At 71.3% G+C, this 19,931-nt stretch carries 16 protein-coding genes; 5 read left to right on the top strand and 11 right to left on the bottom strand.

Features of this window, described 5'->3' with window-relative positions:
* Positions 1-52: 52 nt before the first annotated feature.
* Positions 53-784, top strand: a complete 732-nt coding sequence (locus tag AB0J16_RS38850) for a WYL domain-containing protein (RefSeq protein WP_358549388.1) — start codon at positions 53-55, stop codon at positions 782-784.
* On the opposite strand, the gene AB0J16_RS38845 is transcribed toward AB0J16_RS38850, so the two are convergent.
* The gene (locus AB0J16_RS38845) at positions 777-1,766 is read right to left on the bottom strand and encodes a hypothetical protein (RefSeq protein WP_358549385.1); all 990 of its coding nucleotides are present in this window, start codon (positions 1,764-1,766) and stop codon (positions 777-779) included. The genes AB0J16_RS38850 and AB0J16_RS38845 overlap by 8 nt on opposite strands.
* Positions 1,767-1,871: 105 nt before the next feature.
* Positions 1,872-2,642, bottom strand: a complete 771-nt coding sequence (locus tag AB0J16_RS38840) for an inositol monophosphatase family protein (protein ID WP_358549382.1) — start codon at positions 2,640-2,642, stop codon at positions 1,872-1,874.
* A 158-nt stretch (positions 2,643-2,800) separates the two neighbouring features.
* On the opposite strand from AB0J16_RS38840, the gene AB0J16_RS38835 reads away from it, so the two are divergent.
* Positions 2,801-3,541 (top strand): GntR family transcriptional regulator, encoded by a 741-nt coding sequence (locus AB0J16_RS38835; protein WP_357952934.1) that lies wholly within the window; start codon positions 2,801-2,803, stop codon positions 3,539-3,541.
* Here the strand turns inward: AB0J16_RS38835 and AB0J16_RS38830 are convergent.
* The 9 genes from AB0J16_RS38830 to AB0J16_RS38790 all read right to left on the bottom strand — a co-directional run bounded on the left by AB0J16_RS38830 (position 3,485) and on the right by AB0J16_RS38790 (position 13,524).
* Positions 3,485-4,132 carry a DedA family protein gene (locus tag AB0J16_RS38830; RefSeq protein WP_358549379.1) on the bottom strand — a complete coding sequence of 216 codons (648 nt, stop codon included), beginning with the start codon at positions 4,130-4,132 and terminating at the stop codon, positions 3,485-3,487. The two genes, AB0J16_RS38835 and AB0J16_RS38830, sit on opposite strands and share 57 nt — an antisense overlap.
* 45 nt (positions 4,133-4,177) lie before the next feature.
* A complete protein-coding gene (locus AB0J16_RS38825) occupies positions 4,178-6,982 on the bottom strand; it encodes an FAD-binding and (Fe-S)-binding domain-containing protein (protein ID WP_358549376.1) in 2,805 nt (934 codons plus the stop codon).
* A gap of 11 nt (positions 6,983-6,993) precedes the next feature.
* The gene (locus AB0J16_RS38820) at positions 6,994-8,001 is read right to left on the bottom strand and encodes an alcohol dehydrogenase catalytic domain-containing protein (protein WP_358549373.1); all 1,008 of its coding nucleotides are present in this window, start codon (positions 7,999-8,001) and stop codon (positions 6,994-6,996) included.
* The gene (locus AB0J16_RS38815; RefSeq protein WP_358549371.1) at positions 8,001-8,861 is read right to left on the bottom strand and encodes a fumarylacetoacetate hydrolase family protein; all 861 of its coding nucleotides are present in this window, start codon (positions 8,859-8,861) and stop codon (positions 8,001-8,003) included. The genes AB0J16_RS38820 and AB0J16_RS38815 overlap by 1 nt, the downstream gene beginning before the upstream one ends.
* A 40-nt stretch (positions 8,862-8,901) precedes the next feature.
* Entirely contained in the window at positions 8,902-9,672 is a 771-nt protein-coding gene (locus tag AB0J16_RS38810) for an IclR family transcriptional regulator (protein WP_358549368.1), read from the bottom strand.
* Between the two features lie 146 nt (positions 9,673-9,818).
* Complete coding sequence (locus AB0J16_RS38805) at positions 9,819-10,646, bottom strand: MBL fold metallo-hydrolase (protein ID WP_358549366.1); 828 nt, start codon at positions 10,644-10,646, stop codon at positions 9,819-9,821.
* 368 nt (positions 10,647-11,014) lie between these two features.
* Positions 11,015-11,875 carry an alpha/beta hydrolase gene (locus AB0J16_RS38800; RefSeq protein WP_358549363.1) on the bottom strand — a complete coding sequence of 287 codons (861 nt, stop codon included), beginning with the start codon at positions 11,873-11,875 and terminating at the stop codon, positions 11,015-11,017.
* A 126-nt stretch (positions 11,876-12,001) separates the two neighbouring features.
* Positions 12,002-12,475, bottom strand: coding sequence for a cupin domain-containing protein (locus AB0J16_RS38795; RefSeq protein WP_358549360.1), 474 nt, complete (start codon positions 12,473-12,475; stop codon positions 12,002-12,004).
* A 14-nt stretch (positions 12,476-12,489) separates the two neighbouring features.
* Positions 12,490-13,524: an alpha/beta hydrolase gene (locus tag AB0J16_RS38790; protein WP_358549357.1), complete on the bottom strand. Its 1,035-nt coding sequence runs from the start codon at positions 13,522-13,524 to the stop codon at positions 12,490-12,492.
* A gap of 335 nt (positions 13,525-13,859) precedes the next feature.
* Here AB0J16_RS38790 and AB0J16_RS38785 point away from each other — a divergent pair, with 335 nt between their 5' ends.
* The 3 genes from AB0J16_RS38785 to AB0J16_RS38775 all read left to right on the top strand — a co-directional run bounded on the left by AB0J16_RS38785 (position 13,860) and on the right by AB0J16_RS38775 (position 19,920).
* Complete coding sequence (locus tag AB0J16_RS38785) at positions 13,860-16,157, top strand: helix-turn-helix transcriptional regulator (protein WP_358549354.1); 2,298 nt, start codon at positions 13,860-13,862, stop codon at positions 16,155-16,157.
* A 115-nt stretch (positions 16,158-16,272) separates the two neighbouring features.
* On the top strand, positions 16,273-16,791 hold the full coding sequence (locus tag AB0J16_RS38780) for an alpha/beta hydrolase (protein ID WP_358549351.1): 519 nt from the start codon (positions 16,273-16,275) through the stop codon (positions 16,789-16,791).
* A 381-nt stretch (positions 16,792-17,172) separates the two neighbouring features.
* Positions 17,173-19,920 carry an AAA family ATPase gene (locus tag AB0J16_RS38775; protein WP_358549348.1) on the top strand — a complete coding sequence of 916 codons (2,748 nt, stop codon included), beginning with the start codon at positions 17,173-17,175 and terminating at the stop codon, positions 19,918-19,920.
* Positions 19,921-19,931: the final 11 nt, after the last annotated feature.

The raw sequence follows: 19,931 nt of genomic DNA, 5'->3' as shown, positions 1-19,931 counted from the left end.
GTATGGATAGATGTGGCCGGATCCTGTCCGTGATTGTGGCGACACTGGAGTCATGACCGATTTCGCCCCCGCCGATGGCGATCCCGCCGGACGGACCCTCCTGCTGCTGGAGTTGCTGGCCGCCCGGCCGAGCTGGTCGGCTTCCGATCTGGCCGGACGGCTCGAGGTCAGCACCCGCACCGTGCGTCGCGACGTGGCCCGCCTGCAGAGGCTCGGCTACGCCGTCGAGGGCCGGCCCGGGCCGGGTGGCCACTACGCGCTGCGCCCGGGGCACCGGATGCCGCCGCTGGTCTTCCAGGACGACGAGGTCGTGGCTCTGGTGGCGGCCCTGCGCATGGCCGAGGGGACCCTCGCCGGGGACGCCGCGCACCGGGCGCTGGCCAAGCTGTCGCAGGTGCTCCCGCGCCGGCCGCGCGCCGTCCTGGACACCGCCGCCGCGGGCAGCGAGAACGTCGACGGCGAGCGCGGGGGCGTGGAACCCTCGACCCTGGCGGCGCTGCTCCAGGCTGCCGATCAGGACCTCGTGCTGCGGTTCGGCTACCGCGACCGGCACGGAAGCGCCAGCCGGCGGCGGGTGGAGGCGGTGCGGTGCCTCTACACCCGCGGACGCTGGTACGTTCTCGCCCACGACCTCGACGCCGGCGGCTGGCGGGTGTTCCGCCTCGACCGCGTGCGGGAGCCGGAGGCGGGGGAACCGGGGTCCGGCGACCACGGCCGGCCGGCCGACGACCTCGCGACCTGGCTCGCCACGGACTTCGGCCGTCGACCCAAGGGGGTCACTTGAGCACCTGAGTCCGTGCGGACGTCCCCGGATAGACGACGATCAGGAACTCCTGCCGGGCGTCCCCATCCTTTGCCCGGGCCGCCTTCGCCCCCCGCGTGTGCACCCGCACCCGGTAGCGGCCGGCGCCGTGGAGGGCGAGGTTGGGCAGCTCCTGTTCCTCACCGTCGATGATCACCATCTCCCCCTCGGGGCTCACGTACCCGACCTCGACGACCTTCTCCCATCGCTCGACCTCGACCCGGGGGCGCTCGTCGTACACCTCGACGGTGGCGCAGACGTGCGTCTCCTCGTCGGCGGTGAGAATGGTGAGATCGCCGGGCGTGGCCCCGACCAGCTCGTTGGCGGACGCCTTGTCGAAGGAGGAGGGAAAGTCGGTGTCCAGGTCGCCCTCCAGGACATCGAGCGTGCCGGAGGGATCCACCCACAGCATGGCCCTGGCCTGCAGCGAGGGGTGTGCCGGTGGCCGATGCCGGGGTAGGGAGTCGCATCGCCGCCGGGCGGTCGCGATGACGTCCTGTTCGCGTTTCCGGACCGCCTCCTCCTCGGCCGTCTGGCGCCGATTGAGTTCTGGGCACAGATATCCCAGCGTCTTCGAGTTCGCCTCCGTGTCCACCACGAAGCCACGCCTCTCCATAACGGTCTGCATCTCGCGTTGGTCATGACGCAGCGACACCTGACACAGGTGCCGGCCGATCTTGACGAGGCTCTCATCGGGCACGGTGGCGTAGCGCCCGTTGAAGGCCAAGCGCTGCCTGACCGCGCAGACGAACGCGGGCTTCCGCTCCGCGGGTGTGGGCTGCTTGTTCATGAACACGGACATCTTCCACGGCCGGCACACCTTCGACGTGGCCGAGGTGATCCGCTCCGGCCCCTGGTCCCTGCCGTGCGTGGCCAACAGGAGCACCACGACCGCGAACGCCGCCAGCGCGCGGTAAACGCGGTGCCCACGGGGTACGGCGGTGGACAGCGGCGACTTGGACACTCGGAATTCCGATCAAGAGGGACCAGAAGCCGTTCATCCCTACCGGATCTTGTGCACCGGTGTCCAGGAATCCCGCGGACTCGTCAACGCGGATCTACGGGCCGCTCAGGGCGCCACCTCGGCGAGGGCGGAGCCGCGCAGGTCGAAGCCGCCCACATGCGCCAGATAGTCGCCTGCCTCCAGCGGGTCGCCGACGTAGACGCCGCCCGCCTGCCGGACCAGCAGAGCGCCCGCCGCCACGTCCCACGGGTGGGAGCGGGTGCCGTACGCGACGTCGGCCCACCCGGCGGCGACGTGCGCGAGCTTGAGCGCGGCGCTGCCCGGCCGGCGTACGGCGGAGAAGGACTCCAGGAAGCGGCCGTAGCGGCGCAGCGCCCGCTCCCCGTCGAGCTCCAGGTCCAGCGGCGTGGGGTAGCTGGACAGCAGCATCGCCTCCCTGTCACGGGTGGCCCCCTTGCTGCGGATCGGGGTGCCGTTGCACCAGGCGCCCAGCGTGGAGGCGGTGAACTCGTCCTCACGCACCGGGTCGTACACGACGCCCGCCACCAGCTCGCCCGCCAGCGCGGCGGCGATGGAGACGCAGAAGAACGGCAGGCCGGCGGCGAAGTTGGCGGTGCCGTCGATCGGGTCGACATACCAGCGCAGCTCGCCCGAGCCGGTGACGCCGCCCTCCTCCCCCACGATCGCGCTGCCGGGCCAGCGGGCGGTGATGGCGGCGCGGATCGTCTCCTCCGCCGCCCGGTCATGCTCGGTGACCGGGTCGTGGAAGTCGCGCTTGGTGGCGACCGGCGGTCTCGATCTGAAGGCCTTGCGCAGCCTCGGCCCGACCGCCCTGGCCGCCTCCGAGGCGGTGTCGAGCAACTGTGTCGCGTCCATGTCTCCTCCGGGGGCACTTCACGCTCATCAGCACGGTCATGCCCAATTCCGCGCACTCGACGTACATCCCCTATTATGTCAAGACAGCAGATTGTCATGACCTACTGCCTACGCGCGAGATTTGTCAGGACATTCTGACCTGGGTTAATCTGATCAGCATGACCGCGAACCTGGCGATCGACCTGGACCGCTCCAGCCCCGTGCCGCTCTACTTCCAGGTGGCCGAGCAGATCGCCGAGGCGATCCGGCGAGGCGACCTGGCGCCCGGCTCCCGGCTGGACAACGAGATCCTGCTCGCCGACAAGCTGGGCCTGTCGAGGCCCACGATCCGCCAGGCCATCCAATATCTGGTGGACAAGGGCCTGCTGGTCCGCAAGCGCGGCGTCGGCACCCAGGTGGTGCACGGGCAGGTCAAGCGCTCGGTCGAGCTCACCAGCCTCTACGACGACCTGCGCCGCTCGGGCCAGGAGCCGGCGACCCAGGTCCTCGCCTTGGAGCCCCGGCCGGTGAGCGAGGAGATCGCCGCCGTCCTGGGCGTCGAGCCCGGCGCCGACGTGCTCTACCTCGAACGGCTCCGCTTCGCCGCCGGCGAGCCGCTGGCCGTGCTACACAACTGGCTGCCGCTGGGCCTGGCCCAGCTGACGGCGGCCGACCTGGAGGGCCGCGGCCTGTACGAGCTGCTGCGCGGCGCGGGCGTGCGGATGCGGGTGGCCAACCAGCGCATCGGCGCCCGCGCGGCCAACCAGGCCGAGGCCAAACTGCTGGACGAGCGGCGCGGCGCCCCGCTCCTGACCATGCTCCGCACCACCTACGACGACCAGGGCAGGGCCGTCGAGCACGGCTCACATGTCTACCGGGCCTCGCTCTACTCCCTTGAGGTCACCCTCATCGAGCGCTGAGGCCGCGCGCCGCTTGACGTACCAGGTGGTGGCGATGCCGCACAGCACCGCCGCCACGAGCCCCACCCACGAGAAGCCCTTCAGCCACTTCTCGGCGACCATGCCGAGATAGAAGATCACCGCGGTGGTGCCGCCCGCCCAGACGATCCCGCCGAGCACGTTGGCGATCAGGAAGCGCCAGTACGGCATGCGCAACGCCCCCGCCAGCGGCCCGGCCAGGATGCGCAGCAGCGCGATGAAGCGCCCGACGAACACGGCCCACACCCCGAACCGGTCGAAGTAGTGCTCGGCCTTGCCGATGTGGCCCGGCCCGAAGTGCTTGGGGAAGCGCCGTCCGAGCCGCTCGAACAGCGGCCTGCCGCCCTTGCGGCCGATGGCGTAGCCGATGGAGTCGCCGACGATCGCCCCCGCGCTCGCGCAGACGCCCACCCACACGGGGCTGACGACGCCCTTGGCGGACAAGAGCGCGGCGCTGACCAGCACGATCTCGCCGGGCAGCGGGATGCCGAGGCTCTCGATCCCGATCACCAGGCCGACCAGGGCACACAGCCACGCGGGCGGGATGGCCTGCAGCAGTTCGTCGATGTGCACGCAGCAACCCTAGCCCGGCGGGCCGCCATAGGCGGACGTTCATCTTCAGGCGGTGGCCTGGTCGAGGAGTTCGAGCAGATGGTGGTACGGCTCACCGGTGGCGCGGGTCAGGCCGAGTTCGCAGGTGCGGTTGACCGAGGCGTGCGCGGCGAAGTCGCCGACCCGTACGGCGGCGGCTTCTGCGTGGGTGGCCGAGGCGGTGAGCTCCGGGTGGAGCAGGCCGCGGTCGCCGGCGAAGGCACAGCACTGCCATCCGTCAGGGACGACCACCCGCTCGGCGACCGCTTCGGCGATGCGGGTGATGGCGGCGTCCAGGCCGAGGCGGGTGGAGGAGCAGGTCGGGTGCAGGGCCAGGGACGGGCGGCGGCGGTGCACGGTCAGGCGGGGCAGGAGGTGCTCGGCGGTGAAGGCGACCGCGTCGAGCACCTGGAGGTCCTGTCCCAGCGAGTCGGTCAGGCGGTGGAAGCCCTCGGTGCAGGAGGCGGCGTCGCTGACGACCGGGATCCGGCCCTGGCCGGAGGCTTTGAGCCCAGTGGCTTCGAGCAGGGTGTCGCGCACGCGGCGGGCCATGAGGTCATGGCCGTCGGTGTAGCCCTTGGACGACCAGGGAGTGCCGCAGCACAGGCCGCCGATCCCCGCCGGAATGTGCAGCCGCACGCCCGCCCGCGCGGCCAGGCGGGTGAACGCCGACATCACGCCGGGGCCGCCGTCGGCGGGGGCGAACAAGGTGTTCAGGCAGGACGGGATGTACACCGCGTCCGCGTTCTCCACCGGATCCGGCCGGCGGCGCTTCCCGCCCCGCGGCAGGTCGCGGGTCCACTCTGGAACGGCCTCGGAGCCGGTGACGGCGCGAGCGGCACGACCGGCCGCCTCCGGCAGAAGGGGCGGGACCGCCTTCGCCGTGTCCAGCGCCAGGTCGAGCGCGCCGGTCACGCCGCTCCAGTGCTTGGCGGCGGCCTTCCAGCCCTTCTGGGCCAGGCGGCCGTGACGCTCGCCGCGCAGGCGCTTGGTCAGGTCGCCGGTGTTGATCAAAACGGGGCAGGCGGTGGCGCACATGCCGTCCACGGCGCAGGTGTCCAGGGCGTCGTAGCCGTACTCCTCCTCCAGTTGGCGGGCGAGCTCGTGGTCGCCCGCGGCGTGGGCGGCGGCCAGCTCGCGGCGCAGCACGATGCGCTGGCGCGGGGTGGTCGTCAGGTCGCGGCTGGGGCAGACCGGCTCGCAGTAGCCGCACTCCACGCACCGGTCCACCTCGGGCTCGACGGTGACGACGGCCTTGAGGTCCCGCAGGTGCGCGTCGTCCCGGTCGGTCAGGACGACGCCGGGGTTGAGCGCGCCGGCCGGGTCGCACAGGCGCTTGACCTCGCGCATCACCTCATACAGCTCATCACCGTATTGGCGGCGTACGAACGGGGCCATGACGCGGCCGGTGCCGTGCTCGGCCTTGAGGGTGCCGCCCCGGGCCAGGACGGCCCGCACCATGTCCTCGGTGAAGTCGGCGTAGCGCTCCAGGTCGGTGTCGAAGCGCTCGTTGAGCATGAAGTGCAGGTTGCCGTCCTTGGCGTGGCCGAAGATGACGCTGCGCTCGTAGCGGTGCTCGGAGAACAGGGCGATCAGCTCGTCGCACAGGTCGGCCAGGGCGGGCACCGGAACGGCGACGTCCTCCAGCAGGGCGGTGGTGCCGCTGGGGCGGGCGCCGGCGACGGAGGCGTACAAGCCTTTGCGGATATGCCACAACGCGGCCCGGCCGCCCGCCTGCCTGCTCAGCCGTGCCGGGGCGGACAGTGGCAGCTTCGGGAACAGCTCCTCGGCCGTCCGTTCACGTTCGGCCAGGAGGTCCGGGTCGGCTTCCTGCCATTCGATCAGCAGGGCGGCGTGCTCGGCGACGGCGAGCGTGCGCAGCACCTCGTCGGCCTTGGGGTCGGTCTGGGCCACGCGCAGGGATTCGGCGTCCAGCAGTTCGACGGCGGCGGGCGTGGCGGCGACCAGATCGGGCATCGCGGCCATGGCCTGGCGCAGGGTGGGGAAGACGAGCAGGCCGGTGGCGGCCAGCGGGTGGGCGGGGACCGTGCGCAGCACCGCCTCGGCGACGAAGCCCAGGGTGCCTTCGCTGCCGATGGCCAGGTGGGCCAGGATCTGCACGGGCGAGGAGTGGTCGAGGAAGCTGTTGAGGCCGTAGCCCATGGTGTTCTTCAGCGAGAACTGGGCGGTGACGCGGCCCACCGAGTCGGGGTTGCCGCGCACGCGCTCGCGCAGCCGTTCCAGGCCGTCGGCCAGCGCGGGCTCCAGGGCGCGCAGCCGCTCGTCGGCGTCGGGGGCGCCGGTGTCGATGACGGTGCCGCTGGGCAGTACCAGCGTCATCGACTCCAGGGTCTGGTAGGTGTTGGCGTGCGTGCCGCAGGTCATGCCGCTGGAGTTGTTGGCCACGACGCCGCCGATCGTGCACGCCGACTCACTCGCCGGGTCCGGGCCGAGCTTGCGGCCGTACGGCGCGAGGCGGGCGTTGACCTGCCGCAGCACCGCGCCCGGCTGCACCCGCACCCGCGCCCCGCCGTCCAGCACCTCGATGCCGCGGAAATGCCGCCGGGTGTCCACGAGGAGGTGCTCGCTGACCCCCTGCCCGCTCAGGCTGGTGCCGCCGGAACGGAAGGTGAGCGGCAGGCCCGTACGCAGCAGCGCCGCCACCTGCTCCGCGCTCTCGGGCACCAGGACCGCCTGCGGGGTGAGCAGGTAGTGCGAGGCGTCGTGCGCCATGCCGAGCCGGTCGCTGGCCCTGGTGCGGGCGATCCCGGGGACGGCTGCCTCCACCGCCGACAGTAGGGCGGCATCGGGGACGGGCATCGTGCTGCTCACGCGTGCTTGCCTCACAGTCGCGGATCGATGTGGATCTTCGGCCCCGGCCCGGCGTCGTCGGGCCGGTGCCCGGCCAGGACGTCGGCCGTCGCGGCCAGGCCGACCGTGGCGGCCACCAGCGGGCGGGGGGCCGGCGAACCGTCGGCGTAGGCGGCGATGGCGCCCGCCAGCCCGGCCGAGCCGCCGAGTATGCCGATGGCGGTGACGTCCCGCAGCAGCAGGTCGCGGGTGTCGAGGGTACTCGGTGTCCCGGCCAGGCCGATGTAGACGACGCGTCGCGCGGGCTCGACGAGGTCGAGCGCCAGGGCGGGCAGCCGCGGGGCGTTGGAGGCGTCGACCACGGCATGCCACGGCAGCTCGGGCAGCGTCCGCCGGGTCCAGACGCCGGTGAGGCCGAGGGCCCGCGCGACATCGGGGGTGTGCAGCCCCATCAGGTGCACGTCTACGCCTTCCGCGCGGGCGAACAAGGCCACGAGCAGGCCGATCGCGCCCGTGCCGAGGACCAGCAGCCGCTCCCCCGGCCGCAGCCCGGCGGCGCGGAAGGCCCTGAGCGCGTTGGCGCCCGGCTCGACCAGCGCGCCGAGTGTGGCGTCCATCATGTCGGGCAGCGCGTGCAGGGCCGTGGCCGGCACGGCGAGCTGCTCGGCCAGCGCTCCGGGACGGCCGCGGCTGATGCCGATCTCCACCATGTCGGCGCAGACGTGGTGGTTACCGGCCTGGCAGCGGTCGCAGTGGCCGCAGCCGAGCATGGTGTCGCCGGTGACCCGGCGGCCCAGCCAGCCGTGGTCCACGCCCTGGCCGACCGCGCTGACCACCCCGGTCCACTCGTGACCGGGGCGCAGCGGGTACCAGGACCGGCCGGTACGCAGATAGCTCATCTCGCCGGTGAACAGCTCCACGTCGGTGCCGCACACGCCCACCCGCTCGACGTCCACGACCACCTCGCCGGGGGCGGCGATCGGCGGCTCGACCTCCCGCACCTCGGCCTTGCCCGGGCCGGTCAGGACGAGGGCGCGCACTAGCGGGGCCCTGCGACCCGCTGGCGCTGGCTGCCGAGCCCGTCGATGGCGAGCTCCATCACGTCGCCGGGCTGGAGCCAGATCTGGGGCTCGTGGCCCATGCCGACGCCGGGCGGGGTGCCGGTGTTGATCAGGTCGCCGGGTTCCAGCACCATGAACTGGCTCAGGTGGTGCACGATGACGTACGGATCGAAGATCATCGTCTTGGTGGTTCCCGTCTGGCGGCGCACGCCGTTGACGTCCAGCCGCATGCCGAGATCGGTGACGTCGGCGATCTCGTCGGGCGTGACCAGCCAGGGACCGGCGGGGTTGAACGTCTCGGCGGACTTGCCCTTGCTCCACTGCCCGCCGCGCTCCATCTGGAAGGCGCGCTCACTGACGTCGTTGACCACGCAGTAGCCGGCGATGACGTCGCGGGCCTGCTCGACCGAGTCCAGGTAGGAGGTACGGCGGCCGATGACGATGCCCAGCTCCACCTCCCAGTCGGTCTTCGTCGAGCCGCGCGGGATGCGCACCTCGTCGTAGGGGCCGACGAGCGTGTTGGGCGACTTGGTGAACAGGATCGGCTCATCCGGGACGGCCTGGCCGGTCTCGGCGGCGTGGTCGCTGTAGTTGAGGCCGATGCACAGGATCTGGTGCGGCCGGGCGATCGGCGCGCCGACCCGCTCGCCGGCGAACTCCGCCACCTGGCCGGCCGCGATACGTTCGGCGACCGGCCCGGCCAGCAGGGCCGTGCCGCCGGCGCCGAAGAAGCGCTCGTCGAAGTCTGGCGTCAGGTCAGAGACGTCGACGTAGTGGGTGTCGTCCACGCGGACGACGGGCTTTTCGGCGCCGGGGGCGCCGATGCGCATGAGGTACAAGATCAGTCTCCGTGAATCTTCATCAGGGCGGTGGCGGGCCTCACGAGAGGTCCTTGCCGGACACGATGGCGCGGATGGCGGGCAGGTCGGCGACGAGCTTGTCCAGCGGCGTGCGGTAGGCCAGGCCGCTGACGCTGATCGCGCCGCTGGGCACGGCGGGTGAGTTCAGGTACGCCGGGACCGCCAGGCAGTTGACGCCCGGCTCGTTCTCCTGGTCGTCGACGGCGTAGCCCTGCTCACGGACGCGTACCAGCTCGGTGTGCAGCTCCTCGACCGTGCCGAGCGAGCGCTCGGTCGGCCGCTCCAGCGTCCGGCCGCCCACCCACGCGCGTACCGCGTCCGCGTCCGGCAGGGTGCAGGAGAGCAGCATCTTGCCGACACCGGTGCAGTGGGCCGGGTTGCGTCCGCCGACGACCGAGGTCAGCCGCACCGCGCCGGCGGCCGGGTCCAGCTTGGAGCGGTAGATGACCGAGGCGCCGTCCAGCACCGCGTAGTGAGCCGTCTCGCCGTACCGCTCGCACAGCGCCTTGAGGATCGGGATGACCCGGACGTGGTCGGGCCGGGCCTCGTGGTGGGCGAAGGCCATCCGCAGGAACTCATCCCCCAGCACGTACTGGCCGTGGCCGTTCTGGGCGGCGAACCCGGCGCGGCGCAACGCGGCCAGGGCGCGATGCGCGGTCGGCTTGGGACTGGCCACCGCGCGGGCCATCTCCTCCAGGCCGATCCCGTCGGGGTGGCGGGCCAGCTCGGCCAGCACCGCCAGCACCCGATCGGACCCGACGAGCTTGGGCTCATCCACAGGCTCGGACATAATTCCGAATGTTAGACCATCATTCCAAAAGCAGGAAGTTCTCTCTTAATCGGCTTCGACGGCGAGCATGACCAGCCCGGCGGCATCAGCAGCCCCGCTCGGGTCGCGTCCGCTCCGAAGCCGTTGGCCGGCGTCGGGTGTGCTGGTCACGGATGGATGCCGAAGGGCCCGAGCAGGCCGGTATCGATGCGCATGGACTCCAGCAGGCCGAAGGCGTTGTCCTTGGTGAACACGTCGGCGGCGGCCAGCGTCCCGAGGTAGTCGGCGATGACCGGGGCGGCGGCCTGCTGGGCGACCGCGTCCAGGTAGCCGGCGAAGACCGCCCACGCGTTGCCCGCCGGACCGTACTTGCCGAAGAACGGCGCCGGGTCGAGGCTGGAGACCGTGTCACGGACGCTGGTCCGCAGGTCGGCCAGATATCGCTGTTGCAGGTGGCCGTCGGCGCGGATGCCGAGGCGGCCGAGGTGGCCGCCGACGAGGGTGCGCCACGGATATCTCATGGCGATGTCGTGGGCCCGCAGCCAGCCGGGGATGTCCTGGGAGACGGCCAGGTTCTTGAACGGCACCCAGCCGGGATAGAGCACGTCTACCACCATCAGGGTCTCCTGCTTGGGGGCGTAGATGAAAATGTTGTCGGGTGAGTGGTTGGGGCCGTGGTGGGCCAGTTCGAGACGCTCGCCGCCGACCAGCAGGACATGGTGATCGTCGAAGGTGAGCGTGGGCGCCGGCCGGTTCGGGTCCGCGTCGCGGCGCAGGAGTCTCGCGGTCTCGGTATGTCCGATGCGGATGACGTCCTTGTCGAGGATCGAGGCGGCTCCGATGTGGTCGGCGTGCGAGTGGGAGTAGATGAGGTGGGTCACCTTCCGGGGGCGGCCGTTGGCCCGGGTGACCTCCTCGATGGCGCGCAGCAGATTGTGCCCGATGGTGGGGGGCGCATCGACCAGGACGACGCCCTGGCGCGTGGTCAGGAACATGGCCTGATAGGAGGAGTCGGTGACCCAGTACAGGTCGCCGTCGATCCGGCCGACGAAGTAGCCCTTCTCATTGAGTTTCGGGCCCTTCGCCGCCTCGGGGATGGGCGCGTAGTCGGGCAGGGCGCCGGATGCCGGCGCCTCGCCGGCCCGGAGCAGGCCGGCGGCCAGGGGCAGCGCCGGCCCGGAGCAGGCCGGCGGCCAGGGGCAGCGCCGATGCGACGGTCGCTCGGGCGAGGAAGGTTCGCCTGCTCGAGTGGGCGGTGGAGTGGATCATGCGGGTCGTCTCCCTTCGTAAGGTGTGGCCGCACCGCGACAGGCGCGGGGAATCTCGCCTGTCGCGGTGCCGGACGGCTCGTCGTCGTGTGGGATCAGCCGGTGGCGCGGGCCGCCGCCGTGATGAGGGCGGTGGTGGCGTCAGGCCGGGAGATCATGACCACGTGTGAGGCCTGCCTGACTTCGCTGGTGTGCGCGCCGGCGCGCTGGGCCATGAACCGCTGGGCCGCGGGCGGGATGGCCTGGTCGGCGCCGGCGACCAGGTACCAGGAGGGGATGGTCTTCCAGGCGGGCGGTCCGCTCGGGGAGCCGAGCGCGGCCAGGGCGGCCGGACGCTGGGTGGCGGCCATCAGCTCGGTGTCGCGGGCGGGTAGATCGGCGGCGAAGGCGGCGTGGAACTTGGCCGGATCCACATAGGCGTCGGTGCCGGTGCCGCCGCCGGGCAGCGGGTACTGGCGGGTGATCAGGCTGGTGGGCAGTTGGCTGCCGGGGAACTCACCGGTCAGGTCGAGCGCCGACTCGGCCTCCTCGGGTGCGAACGCGGCGATGAAGACCAGGGCCTTGACATTGGGGTGGCCGGTGGCGGCGTTGGAGATGACCGCTCCGCCGTAGGAGTGGCCGACCAGGATGACCGGTCCGTCGATGGTGGAGACGACGCTCGACAGGTAGGCCGAATCACCTGCCAGGTCACGCAGGGGGTTGGCGGGGGCGATCACCGGGTAGCCGGCCCTTTGGAGCCGGGCGACGACCTTGTTCCAGCTCGAGGCGTCGGCGAACGCGCCGTGGACCAGCACCACGGTGGGTTTGGCCGTCTGCCGGCTCGCCGCGGTGGAGGCGGTGGCCGATGAGCAGAGAACCGTGACCAGGATGGCCAGGACGGCCAGCGTCACGGACAGCAGGATCCCGCTTCTCGGCCGGGAGAGCGGAGAGGTCTGTGGGGACGCGTACGCGGACATGGCGGATCTCCTTGGTGGGGTGGGGTTCTCAAGCGAGGCGCTGAGGCAGCGCGAGGCTCCAGCCGTTGTCCGCCCGTCGGGCAGGGCCGGGGCACAGGGGTGGCGCGGCGTGGTGGAGCGGTGCGCCTAGGCCGCAGGTGGAGGACCGGCCACGCGCAGGCGGTACGCCTCGGCCGAGGCGACGATGGCTTCGATGTCGAAGGCGGCCGGCGCGTCGTTGACGTCGGAGATGGGCGAGCCGTTGGCGGCGAACCACTTCTCGATGCCGGCGGGGCCGAAGGCGACGACCATGCGGGCGTCCGGTGAGCGGACCAGGTAGCTGTGCGGGACGCCGCGAGGGCCGTGCGCGACGGCACCGGCGTGCAGGTCGTGGCGGTCGTCCCCGACGAAGAAGGTGATCTCACCATCGAGCACGATCCAGATCTCGTCCTCTGCCTCGTGCACGTGCAGGGGTGGCGCGTGGCCCTTGGGGTCGGTGAACTCCATCAGGCTCAAGGTGCCGCCGGTCGCCGTACCCGGCACCAGGATCTGGACCCGGCCGCCGAGGAACCAGAAGGGGTTCTGCGTGTCACCGGTGTGGGGTGGACGTCTCTTGTTCATGGTGTGCTCCTGGGTCAGTTCTTCTTGAGGAAGCGCAGGAGTGTGCGGGTGAGCTGTTCGGGCTGTTCCTCGAAGATCCAGTGACCGGAGTCCTCGATGACGATCCCGGTCACATCGCTGGCGTACCGGCGGACTTGGGTGGGGACGAAGTCACCGAGGCTGCCGCGGGCGCCGATGGCGAGCACGGGCATGGTGAGCTTCTTCCGGCCATAGGCGCTGTTGTCGGCGACGTCCTTGGGAAGGGCGCGAAACCATTCGAAACTCGCCCGCAGGTGGGCATCGTCGCGCAGGTGGCGGGCGTACTCGCGGACCTGTTTGTCGCTGACCCCGTTCTTCTTGACTTCGAGGGAGTCGACGAAACGCTCCACCCACTGCTCTTCCCTGCCGTTCACCATGCGCTCGGGCAGGCCGTTGGCGACACTGAAGTAGCCGAAGTTCCAAAAGCCCGGTCCCTTCGCAGTGAGGGAGGGGAAGGTGTAGAGGGTCGTGTCGGGGATGGGCGCCTCGCTGAGCACCAGCTTGGTGACGTCGCCGGGGTGGGCGGCGGCGTAGGCGTAGGCGACCATCGTGCCGATGTCGTGCCCCACGAGCCTGATGCGCCGCTCGAGGCCGAGCGTGGTCAACAACCTGTGCACGTCGGCGGCGAGGGTCTTCTTGTCGTAGCCACCGGCGGGTGCGTCGCTTTTGCCTGCTCCGCGGAGGTCCGGCGCGATGACGGTGTAGTGCTTGGCGAGTTCGGGCAGGACTTCGCGCCAGGTGTACCAGGTTTGCGGATATCCGTGCAGCAGGACCAGCGTCGGCCCGTTCCCACCGCGTACGTAGTTGATCGCGACGTCGCCGACCTGAACTCTCCGCTCCCGGAAACCCGCCGGAACACGCGGCTCATCGCCGGTCTCCGACGGCGCCTTGGAGGCAATGGCTGTGATGGGCACCGGGGCGGCCTGGGCGGAGGCGGCAGGGGCGAGGTAGGCGAGCATGCCGATCACCGCGATCGGGATGACGGCGCCGCGGCGGAGCTTCGGGTCCAGGATGGAGTGGGTCCTTTTCACAAGACGTTCCCCTGTTCGAGGCGAGCGATGGCCGTAGGCCGCTGGACGCGCCGACCGCGCGGTCCGGCTCGCCGATCTCTCCACGCTGGACCGGGGCGTCGTCGGCGGTTTGCCGGGAGCTCGGCATCACTGCTCAAGGAGCGCTGGGTGTTCATGGGGCAAACCGTAAAAACCGCCTCGCTTGCCGCGCGAGCGTCACCTGACTGCGTCACCGAGCGCTAGGTGACTGTCCCGGACCGTGTACATCGCTCAGCGCGGGCTTGATGCGAGCGTCTCGTGCCGCCGATTCCGCGCAGGGCGACCAATGCCGCTGTCACCGGTCTTCCCCGTAAGCTTTGGGTGATCTCCATCAGAACGCGGAGAAGGAGCACTCGATCACCGCCCCACCCAGCTTCGCGGAGGTGCTGCGTCGCCATCGGCACGCGGCACGTCTGACGTTGGAGCAACTCGCCGAGGCCTCGGGGGTCAGTGACCGGACGCTGTCGGACATGGAACGCGGGCGCAGCAAGGGCCCCCAGCATCGGACCGTCACGGCGCTGGCCGACGCCCTCGGCCTGACGGACGCCGACCGCAAACAGCTCGTCGAGCTGGCGCGCGAGGGCCGCCTGCGCGATCACTGGGCCCGCCCGACCGGGCTGTGCGAGCTGCCGCGCTCCGTCGACGACTTCACCGGCCGAGTCGCGGAACTGGCCTGGACCGGCGACCTCTTACGCGCCGGGGACGCGCCGGGCGCCGCGGGCGTGCGGCTCATCACCGGCTCTGCCGGGCTGGGCAAGACCACGCTGGCCGTCCGCGCCGCCCACGCCCTGCGGCCGGACTTCCCCCACGGAGTGTTCTTCCTCGACCTGTTCGGCATGTCCGCGCGGCCGCTGCCCGTCGACGAGGCCCTGGGCATGCTGCTGCGCGCACTCGGCATCGCGGATCAGCAGATCCCGGGCGACGTCGCCGGACGTGCGTCCTTATACCGGTCCCTGCTGCGTGACCGGCTCATACTGATCGTGCTCGACAACGCCGCCTCCGAGGAGCAGGTCCGGCCGCTGCTGCCGGGCGGCGGCGCGGGCAAGGCCCTGGTGACCAGCCGCCGCCTGCTGGCCGGTCTGGAAGGAGTACGCAGACTCGGCCTCGGGCCCTTGCCCCTGCTGGAGGCCACCGAACTGCTGACCGGAATCCTGAAAGACCGCGGCGCCTCGGACGAAGGATCGGCCGTCGGGCAGCTCGCGCGGCTCTGCGGCGGTCTGCCCCTCGCGCTCCGGATCACCGGAAACCGGCTGGTCAGCCGGCCCGGCTGGAACGCCGCCGACCTCGCCGCCCGGCTGACGAACGAGGAGCGCCGCCTGGACCAGCTCAGCGCCGGCGACCTCAAGATCGCCACCGCGTTCGGGTTGTCCTACGAGCAGCTGGCCCCCTCAACGCGGCGAGTCTTCCGCCGGCTCGCCCTGGTGCCGGGTCACAGCTTCGAGGCCGCTCTCGCCGCCGTGGTGGGCGGCACGTCGATCGAGGGGGCATGGGACGCCCTCGACGAACTCGTCGACCTCGGCCTGCTGCAGGACAGCACGTCGGGACGCTACCGCTTCCACGACCTGGTCCGGCTGTTCGCCCGCGACCGGCTTCGGGAGGAGGAACCCGCGGCCGAGCACGACGCGCTCACCGTGACGATGACGTCGTGGCTGCTGCGGACGGCCACCACCGCCGGGCGGTGGTTCGAGCCCACGTACGGCCGTCCCGACCGGACCGACCCCGACCTCGCCGACCTGTCCTCCCCCGAGAAGGCCGACCACTGGCTGCGCGTGAACGCGGACAACTGGCTGGGCGCGTTACGCCAGGCGGCGAGCATCGGCCGCTTCGCCGCCGTCCTCGACTGCGCCGAGTCCATGGACTGGTTCTCCGACCGATGGATGCACGCGCCGCACTGGTACGAGGTCTTCACCCTCGGTGCCGAGGCCGCCGCCGTCCTGGGCGATCCGGCCCGGCAGGCCGCGCAGCTGAACATGCTGGCCTGGGTCCATCTGGTGCCGCGAGAGGACCTGAAGACCACGCTGCGCTACACAGCCCAGGCGATAGACCTGGCAACCCGCAGCGGTGCCACCACGCAGATCGCCCTGGCCCACCACCACGCGGCCGGCGCGCTTCGACGGCTCGGGCGGCTCGATGAGGCCATCGCGTCGGAAACCCAGGCAGCCGAGATCCACAAGGCCAACGGCGACATCGATCGGTACTGCCACTGCCTCGGCGCCCTCGGCACCTGCCTGCGCGATGCCGGACACCACACCAAAGCGCTGGAGCAGTACCTCGACTTGCTGGCACTGCTGAACGACGACCGCTCGGGGATAACACCGAGCGTCGCGGCGTTCACCCGGCCGATCGCGCTTGCCCGCGTCGGCGAATGTCTGGGACTGCTCGGCCACCGGCCCGAAGCGATCACCAAGCTCACCGAGGCGATCAGCCTCATGGAGCAGGCTCAGTTGTCCGTCCCGCAGGCACACTCCCTGGAGACACTGGCGGCCATGCTGGCCGACGAGGACCGGACCGGCGAGAGCCGCCAGACCTACGCGCGGGCGGCCGAGGTGTACGAGACCATCGGCGACGCCGAGGCGAGCAGCCGCTGCCGCGACCTGGCGAACGCCGCGCCCTGACAGTTCCCCGCGCTACTTCTGCGTCCTGTTCTGCGTGGCCGCGCCAGGTGCGCGCGACTTGGATGGAGTGCACCGGGACCGGCGCCGGGCCTGTCCATCCAGCTCAGGAGCGAGCATGACCACCGTCAGGAACATCGTGCTCGTCCACGGTGACTTCGTGGACGGATCCGGCTGGCGGGGCGTCTACGACGAGCTGACCAGGGACGGACTCCGCGTCCACATCGTGCAGACCCCCACACTGTCGCTGGAGGATGACGCCGCGGTGACCCGCCGGGTCCTGGACGGCCTCGACGGCCCGGCCGTCCTGGTCGGCCACTCCTACGGCGGGGTCGTCATCAGCGAGGCCGGCACCCACCCCAACGTCGCGTCGCTGGTGTACGTCGCCGCGTTCATGACGGACTCCCAGCTTGCGTGGAGCGTGGACGCCCTCGACGGGTCGGTCACCGAACCGGCGTGGCGGCACAAGCCCAGCTGGTACCTCGTGGCGACCGAGGACCGGATGATTCCGCCGCCGGCCCAGCGCATGATGGCCGAGCGCGCCGGAGCGAAGGCCGTCGAGGTCATCGGCGGCCACGCCGTCCACGTCTCCCAGCCCGCCGCGGTCGCCGGCCTCATCCGCGAGGCCGCCGCCTGACGACGTCCGCCCTCGCGCGATCGGATACCAGCCGCATCCGGCCGGACAGTTCCATGAAGTGACAAGGCGCTGCTCAGAAGGCGTTCAAACAGCGCCGCCGCATGCGAGCCGCCCAGAACACACCCGCAGAACTGAGCGCATCAGTGAAAGGCCGGAATCCCCATGACTCGCGTTCCCGACCAAGGCCTGGTCCTCGTCCTCGGCGGCCCCCTCATCACCGCCATCCCCGAAGAAGGCACGGCATCCGACCGCGGGAACGCCACACCCTCTGGCCAGGAGCGATCTGTCGACAGACGTGACAAGGCCGGCTCACCGGTCAGTCCCCGCCCGGAGGCCAAGTTCGCTGGACGGGACACCGAGCGCAAGCGAGCATGGCTTCATATGTCAGCGGACCGGTCGGCGAGCGCGCTTTTCGGGCGGGAGTCCGAACAGCGGCGTCTCGGCGATTTCGTGGACGGCGTCCGCGAGAGCGGTGGGGCGCTGCTGGTGCGCGGCGAGGCGGGCATCGGGAAGTCGGCGTTGCTGCTGGACACGGCGAGAATCGCGGCCGCCCGGGGCATGCGGATCCTGCGGACGACCGGTGTGGAATCAGAGACGCACATGCCCTTCGCCGGTCTGCATCAGGTGCTGCTTCCGCTTCGTACCGAGATCGGGGAGCTGCCCGCCCCCCAGCGCGACGCGCTGGGGGCGGCGTTCGGGTTGACCGACGCCCGGGTGCCCGACCCATTCCTCATCGCCTTGGCGGCGCTGAACCTCCTGGGCGAGGCCGCCGCCCGCTCGCCCGTCCTGCTCCTTGTCGAGGACGCTCACTGGCTGGACCGCGCCAGCGCCGACGTGCTCGCCTTCGTCGCGCGGCGGCTGGACTCCGAACCGATCGTGCTGCTGGCCGCGATACGCGACGGTTTCTGGAGCCCTCTTGACGAGGCAGGGCTGCCCGAGTTGCTGCTCGATCGGCTCGATGACACGGCCGCGACCGCCTTGCTGGACGCCTGCAGCCCCAACCTGACGCCGACGGTGCGCACCCGGTTGCTGCGGGAGGCCGCGGGAAACCCGTTGGCCCTGGTCGAGCTGCCGATCGCCGCGCAAACGCAGGACAGGAAGGGGCCCCTGCCGCCGGGGTGGCTCCCGCTGACCACCCGGCTGGAACAGACCTTCACCGCCCGCACGTCGGGGTTGCCCCCGACCCTTCGGACCATGCTGCTGGTCGCCGCGCTCAACGACAGCACCGCCCTTTCCGAGACCCTCGACGCCACCGCGCTGATCACCGGCGTACCGGTCACGGCAGACGATCTGGCTCCCGCCGTCACCGTACGGCTGATCGACGTGCACGAAACCGGGGTGTCGTTCCGGCACCCGCTCATGCGCTCGGCGATCTACCAGGGGGCGAGCATCTCCCAGAGGCACGCGGCGCACGGCGCCTTGGCCGACGTTCTCACCGGCCGGCCGGATCGTCGCCTCTGGCACCGCGCGGCATCCACCGCCAGGCCGGATGAGAGCATCGCCGTCGAGCTGGAGACCGCGGCCAAAAGCAGCCGACGTCGGGGCGACCTGTTGTCGGCCGTCGCGGCGCTGGAGCACGCGGTCAGGCTCAGCGAGAATCCCGCTTACCGGTGTGAACGGCTGGTGCGGGCCGCCGAGTACGCGGCTGAGATGGGACGGCGCGATATCGTCGTGCGACTGCTGGGCGAAGGCGAGCGGCTACGGCTGACGGCCCAGCAACGGGCCCGTATCGTGTGGATCCGCGAGAGCTTCGAGGATGGCATCCGCGACCACAGCGCGGCAGCGCATTCTCTGGCCGACCTCGCCGAGACGATGGCGGCGCAGGGAGACGTCGATCTCGCGCTGAAACTCCTGTCCAGCGCGTCCTTGCGCTGTTTCTGGGCTCATGCTGACGAGCAGTCGCGGCAACGCGTCGTCACCGTGGCCGAGAGCCTGCCCGTCGACGATCTGGACGGGCGGCTGCTGACGGTCTTGGCGTTCGCGGCTCCGATCGAGCGGGGCAAGGTCGTGATCGAGCGATTACGCCATCTGGCCGCCCACCCGACCGGCGACCGGTTGGCGGCCAGCCTGCTCGGCAGCTCGGCATTGATGGTGGGGGCGTTCGACCTGTCGGCGGAATTCTGCGCCGCGTCGCTGCCGGCCCTGCGCACGCAGGGCCGGCTCAGCCTGCTGGCACGAGCCCTCGGCGCACAGGCCTGGAGTGCGGCCCGGCTGGCCGACCTGAGCGTGGCCATCCCCGCGGCCGAGGAGGCCGCCCGTCTGGCGCACGAGACTTCCCAGCCGCTGATGCACGCCATCGCCCAGGCCTCGGGCGCGGTGCTCGCCGCGCTACGCGGCGAGCAGGATCGCGTGGAGAGCCTCGCGGTAGCGGCCGAGCAGGTGGCCCTGCCCATCGGAGCCCGCCCAGTGCTGGCCACGGTGCAGCTCGCGCGTGGGCTCGCCGCCCTGGGCGAGGGACGTTACGCCGACGCCTTCGACCATCTGCGACGGATGCACGACCCCGCCGATCCGGCCTTCCACCTGGCGCTACGCTGCTTTTCCATCGCCGAACTCGCAGACGCCGCAGCGCACTGCGGTCAAGGCCGCGCGGTCGCCGGCATCATCGAGGAACTGGAGACGGTGGCGCTCACCACACCGTCGCCGTCCTTGCACGCCGACCTGCGCTACGCCCGGGCCGTCCTGGCCGATGAGGCGGCGGCAGAGCCCTTCTTCGATGCCGCGCTCGGGGCCGACCTGCGGCGCCGGCCCTTCGTACGGGCCCGGGCGCAGCTGGCGTACGGGGAATGGCTGCGGCGCCAGCGGCGTACGGCCGAGTCGAGGGCGCCCTTACGTATGGCTCGCGAGACGTTCGACGCCTTGGGAGTCATCCCCTGGAGTGAGCGAGCGCGCCAGGAGCTGCGGGCCTCCGGCGAGAGCAGTCGCAGCCGCAGCAGTGAAGCACGCGACGTGCTGACCGCGCAGGAACTCCAGATCGCCCAGATGGCGGCCGATGGCCTGACGAACCGGGAGATCGGCGAGAAGCTCTATCTGTCTCATCGAACTGTCAGCTCCCACCTCTACCGGATCTTTCCCAAGCTGGGGATCACCTCGCGATCGGCGTTGAGCACAGCCCTGCGCGTATCAGCCTGACCTGACCGCTT

Origin of the sequence: Nonomuraea sp. NPDC049750 (assembly GCF_040659625.1) — a bacterium.
GTDB lineage: Bacteria > Actinomycetota > Actinomycetes > Streptosporangiales > Streptosporangiaceae > Nonomuraea.
This window is presented reverse-complemented; position numbering and strand designations above follow the sequence as displayed.